Source organism: Mycobacterium sp. (genome assembly GCF_035603715.1).
In the GTDB taxonomy this organism is placed as follows: Bacteria; Actinomycetota; Actinomycetes; order Mycobacteriales; family Mycobacteriaceae; genus Mycobacterium.
Map to the genome: position 1 here is coordinate 1 of NZ_DATNJW010000634.1, position 3,940 is coordinate 3,940.

The window sequence follows — 3,940 nt, forward strand, 5'->3', positions numbered from 1 at the left end:
CGGATGTTGACGTCGATGATGGCGTTCCACTGCTCCAGCGTCAGCAGTTCGGTGTCTCCGCCCCAAGCGATTCCGGCGTTGTTGAACATCAGGTCGAGCCGTCCGGCGCGGGCGACGACGGCGTCGACGGCGGCCTTCACCGCGGCCGGGTCGGTGACGTCGAGGATGGCCGATGTCGCTGACCCGGGACCGGGCAAGCTCTCGACGGTGCGGGCCGCCGCGGCGCCGTCGACGTCGGTGCAGACCACGTCGGCGCCCGCGGCGACCAGTGCACGGCACAGCGCGGCGCCGATGCCGGAGCCGGCGCCGGTGACGATGGCGTGCTTGCCGGCGAAAGCCCTTGCAGCCCTGGAGCTCACTGCGCGGCCAGCTTCATCACGTGGCTCATCAGGTCGGGGTAGCGCTTCATGTGCGCACCGCCGTTGAGGTCGAGCACCTCGCCGGTCAGCCACGGCGCCTTGGACAGGAACACCACGGCGTCGGCGATGTCTTCGGGAGTTCCGGCCCGGCCCAGCGGTGTATTCTCGACGTAGTCGTCGACGACGCCGGGGATGTGGGTGGCCGGCTCGGTGAGCGGGGTGTGCACGAATCCGGGTGCGACCGCGTTGACCCGAATCCCTTGCGGCGCAAGCTCGAGCGCGGCAACTTGGGTCAGCATCGACAACCCCGCCTTGGCCGCGCAGTAGGCGCTCATCGCGGCGGCGGGCTGGCGCCCGTTCAGCGAGCTGATCGACACCAGCGCCCCGCCCTTGCCCAGTCGCGGTGCGGCGTGCTTGATCACCAGGAAGGCGCCGGTGAGGCAGACGTCGACGACCGAGCGGAAGTCTTCGGCGGGCAGTTCGGTGATCAGCCCGAGGCTGCTGTAGCCGGCCGTGTTGACGACGACGTCGAGCGCGCCGGCCTGGTCGAACAGCGCGCGCACCGAATCCTCGTCGGTGACCTCGACCGTAGCGGCGCTGTGGGGATCGCCGAGTTCGGTTGCGACGGAACGTGCTCCGTCGGCGTTGCGGTCAGCGACGATCACCCGGCAGCTGTCGATAGCCAGCGCATGGGCGACTGCCTTGCCGATGCCGGAAGCGCCGCCGACGACGACAGCGGTTCGTTTAGTCATACGTCGCCCCCGTCGGGTCGTGGGTCATTCCATTTCGCCTCGATAACGCCCCACGGGTCGGCGTAGCGGCCGGGGTAGCGGAAATACGGTGAGCGGCGTTTGAGCAGCGCACGGGTCAGCGGGGCGCCGAGCCGCGCCGGGTAGCGGCGCCAGCCCATTCGCTCGGCGGTGTCGGCCAGCAGCTGCGGCCACGAAATCCGCTGGAAATGCAGGGCTTCCGCGGATCGCGTGGTGTCCATCCAGTCGGTGCCGAACCAGTCCTCGTTGATGTTCGGGTTACCCTTGCGGCCGGTGGGTATTCCGCCGACCAACCCGATCGCGGCCGCCATCGACGGGGCGATGTCGCCCTGGACCAGCCGGTGCGACTCGTCGCCGCCGATCAGCAGCGTCTCGCCCAGCACCGGTGCGGTGGTCGCCTCGACGAAGGCGTATGCGACATCGCGCACGTCGACGGTCTGGATCCGGCCATCGATGGGCAGCGACGCCTCGAAGTAGATGGTGTCCAGGTCAAGGTCGAGGCGCGGCTCGGCGGTCAGCACGCCGCCCAGCCGCAGCACCACCCAGTCCAGTCCCGATGCGCGCACCAGCTTCTCGGCCGCCGCCTTGTGGGCGCCGTAGATGTCCGAGGGCCGTAGCGGGGTGTCTGCGGTGAGCACGTCGCTGATGCGATGCGGGTTGCGGGCGCCGTAGGCCGCGACGCTGGAGGCCTGGACGAAGCGTGGCGGTGCCGGCAGTGCGGCGGCGGCGTCGACGAGATATCCCGTCGCGTCGACGTTGACCCGACGGGCCAGGGCCGGGCGGGCGTAGCAGACCGGCGGGATGATCGCCGCCAGGTGAATGATCGCCGATGGCGACACTTCGCGCAGCAGCGCGCCGACCGCATCGGGATTGGTGAGGTCGGCCCAACGCACCTCGGTGGACGGTATCCGGTCAGCCGCTTGGCGATTGGCCGGCACATCAACGTCGGTGGCGATGACGTGACGACCATCGACCATCAGCTGTCGCACGGTTTCCGAGCCGACCAGTCCGAACGCCCCTGTCACGAGCACAGTTTCGGCGGTCATCCGTGCCGCTCCTTCGCGTCGCGTCGCTTGGCATCATCGCCGGCGTGCATGGCGCATTACGCTACACGCCGACGCGGAATATGCCGTCTATTCGGCTACGCGGTCGCGACAACGGCCACCGGTGCGGGACTGGCGGCGGCTCTCATCTGGTCGAACAACTCGGTGTAGTAGGGCAGGCACTCGGTCATCGCCTGCTCGGTGGTGAACAGCGGCCGATAACCGAGATCGCGGGCGGCTTTGTCGACCGAGAAGTAGTTGTCCAGATACAGCCGCTCGACGGCCAGCGGCTCCAACAGGGGCGGCGGGAACCCGAACCGGAAATGCAGCCGCTGCCAACCCAGCATCGCCGCGCGCACCGCGGCGCCGGAAATCCGCAGCCGTGGGAGACGCTTTCCACATGCCGCGATCACCGGGCGGGTGAACTCGAACATGTTCACCGGTTCGGCGTCGTTGATGAAGTACGCCTGCCCGGGCGCGGTGCCACCAGGGACCAGGTGTTGTGCGGCCAGGATGAAACCGTGAATCAGGTTGTGCACGTAGGAGTTATCCAGACGGGCGGCCTTGCGGCCGACCAGCACCTTGACGTGGCCGGCCAGCACGCTTTCGAACACCTTGCGGAACATCGTCTGATCGCCGCGGCCCCAGATTCCGCTCGGCCGAATCGCACACGTCAGAAGCCCGTCAATTCCGTTCTGGGACAGTACGAATCGCTCGGCCACCACTTTGGTCTCGGTGTAGAGATCGTTGAAACGATCGGTGTAGGGCAACGTCTCGTCTCCACCGGAGATGCGCTTGCCGCCCATCACCACGCTGTTGGACGAGGTGTAGACGAACCGTTTCACCCCGGCGGCCTGCGCGGCGCGCACCAGGTTCTTGGTTCCCTCGACGTTGACGGCGAAACTGCGCTGCCGGTACTCCTCGGTGACCGACGCGCCACCCATCAGCTCGATGAGCGCCGCGGTGTGAAAGACGGTGTCGATCCCGGAGACGGCGCCCGCGACGATCTCAGGGTCGCAGATGTCGCCCTGCAGCACTTCCAGGCCCGGCTGGGCGGGCAGTGGGGAGGGTGCCCGGTCGAAGGATCGCACCTGGTAACCCTGATCGAGCAGGGTGGTTACCAGGTTGGCGCCGACGAAGCCGGAGCCGCCGGTGACGAGCACTCGGCCCAGCGTGGCGGTCGGCGAAGTTCCAGAAATCTCAATCATGCCGCCGAGAATAACTGAAACGTGTTCCAGTTTCGAATAAATTCCCGAGAAATGGTTGCGATGTCAAGAATCGTCAGGCTCGCCGGCGGCCAACGCGTCGGCCACCCGCTTACGTGCACCAGCTAAGTGCTCCTCGCATCGTTTAGCCAGCTGTTCGCCTCTTTCCCACAGCTGTAGCGATGCATCCAGGTCGAGTCCGCCCTGCTCCAGGAGCCGCACAACCTCGATCAGCTCGTCACGGCATTTTTCATACCCGAGCTGACTAATAGGTGTAGCTCCGTCACTCGCCATCGGCCGGCCCCTCACTCGTCGCCACGATCGCGCCATCGCCGACCCGCACCCGCAGCCTGGTCCCGGCCGGGGCATCGCCAACGGATCGCAACACCGCAGCCGAACCGGCGGCACCAACCGTCTGCACGACGGCGTAGCCGCGGGCCAGGGTGGCCGCCGGACCCAGCGTCGCCAGCCGGGCCGACAGGTGACCGACGCGCTCGGCCTGCACGTCGATCAGTCGGGTGATGTCCCGGCGGACCGCGGATCGGGCGCGGTGAATCTCTTCG

6 protein-coding genes are annotated in these 3,940 nt (G+C 67.6%); all 6 read right to left on the minus strand.

Annotation, left to right across the window (positions count from 1 at the left end; all coding sequences use genetic code 11):
- Nucleotides 1-359, minus strand: a 359-nt coding sequence (locus tag VN856_RS25715) for an SDR family NAD(P)-dependent oxidoreductase (protein ID WP_325694581.1), incomplete at its 3' end; no start/stop codon positions are given.
- Nucleotides 356-1,111, minus strand: a complete 756-nt coding sequence (locus VN856_RS25720) for an SDR family NAD(P)-dependent oxidoreductase (protein ID WP_325694582.1) — start codon at nt 1,109-1,111, stop codon at nt 356-358. The genes VN856_RS25715 and VN856_RS25720, both read right to left, overlap by 4 nt.
- Nucleotides 1,108-2,175 carry an NAD(P)-dependent oxidoreductase gene (locus VN856_RS25725; RefSeq protein WP_325694584.1) on the minus strand — a complete coding sequence of 356 codons (1,068 nt, stop codon included), beginning with the start codon at nt 2,173-2,175 and terminating at the stop codon, nt 1,108-1,110. Before VN856_RS25725 ends, VN856_RS25720 begins: the two co-directional genes overlap by 4 nt.
- 95 nt (nt 2,176-2,270) lie before the next feature.
- Nucleotides 2,271-3,380: a 3-beta-hydroxysteroid dehydrogenase gene (locus VN856_RS25730; RefSeq protein ID WP_325694586.1), complete on the minus strand. Its 1,110-nt coding sequence runs from the start codon at nt 3,378-3,380 to the stop codon at nt 2,271-2,273.
- A 63-nt stretch (nt 3,381-3,443) separates the two neighbouring features.
- A complete protein-coding gene (locus VN856_RS25735; RefSeq protein WP_325694588.1) occupies nt 3,444-3,671 on the minus strand; it encodes an exodeoxyribonuclease VII small subunit in 228 nt (75 codons plus the stop codon).
- On the minus strand, nt 3,661-3,940 hold a 280-nt coding region (locus tag VN856_RS25740), incomplete at its 5' end, for an exodeoxyribonuclease VII large subunit (protein WP_325694590.1). The genes VN856_RS25740 and VN856_RS25735, both read right to left, overlap by 11 nt.

Coding starts and splice junctions, on each gene's coding strand:
- VN856_RS25730 (WP_325694586.1), bottom strand. CDS start 3,380: ATGATTGAGATTTCTGGAACTTCGCCGACCGCCACGCTGGGCCGAGTG.
- VN856_RS25735 (WP_325694588.1), bottom strand. CDS start 3,671: ATGGCGAGTGACGGAGCTACACCTATTAGTCAGCTCGGGTATGAAAAA.
- VN856_RS25725 (WP_325694584.1), bottom strand. CDS start 2,175: ATGACCGCCGAAACTGTGCTCGTGACAGGGGCGTTCGGACTGGTCGGC.
- VN856_RS25720 (WP_325694582.1), bottom strand. CDS start 1,111: ATGACTAAACGAACCGCTGTCGTCGTCGGCGGCGCTTCCGGCATCGGC.